Source organism: Geitlerinema sp. PCC 9228 (assembly GCF_001870905.1).
Classification (GTDB): domain Bacteria; phylum Cyanobacteriota; class Cyanobacteriia; order Cyanobacteriales; family PCC-9228; genus PCC-9228.
The window spans coordinates 1-710 of sequence record NZ_LNDC01000223.1 but is presented as its reverse complement, the minus strand read 5'-3'; the positions used below and the strand labels follow the sequence as shown (position 1 = coordinate 710).

At 56.5% G+C, this 710-nt stretch carries 1 pseudogene; it reads left to right on the top strand.

The window, feature by feature from the left end:
- Positions 1-710 (top strand): annotated as a pseudogene (gene psaB, locus AS151_RS20395) (photosystem I chlorophyll a apoprotein A2); the annotation flags it as partial.

Genomic DNA, 710 nt, shown 5'->3' with positions numbered 1-710 from the left:
GATGCCATCAACTCGGGAGACAACTCCCTATTCCTCACCATCGGTCCGGGAGACTTCCTGGTCCACCACGCCATTGCCCTGGGCTTGCACACCACCACCTTGGTGCTGGTTAAAGGCGCTTTGGATGCCCGTGGTTCCAAGCTGATGCCCGATAAAAAAGACTTCGGCTACAGCTTCCCCTGCGACGGTCCCGGCCGTGGCGGTACCTGCGACATCAGCGCCTGGGATGCGTTCTACCTAGCCATGTTCTGGATGCTCAACACCATTGCCTGGGTGACCTTCTACTGGCATTGGAAGCATCTGGCTATCTGGCAGGGCAACGTGGCCCAATTCAACGAATCCAGTAACTACCTGATGGGCTGGCTGCGGGATTACCTGTGGCTCAACTCCTCCCAGTTGATTAACGGCTACAACGCCTTTGGCACCAACAACCTGTCGGTCTGGGCTTGGATGTTCCTGTTCGGACACTTGGTCTGGGCAACCGGGTTCATGTTCCTCATCAGCTGGCGTGGATACTGGCAAGAGCTCATCGAAACCCTGGTATGGGCCCACGAACGTACCCCGCTAGCCAACTTGGTTCGCTGGAAAGACAAGCCGGTGGCGATGTCCATCGTGCAAGGACGTTTGGTAGGTCTGGCACACTTTACGGTGGGATACATTCTCACCTATGCCGCCTTCCTCATCGCCAGTACGGCTAGCAAGTTTGGTTA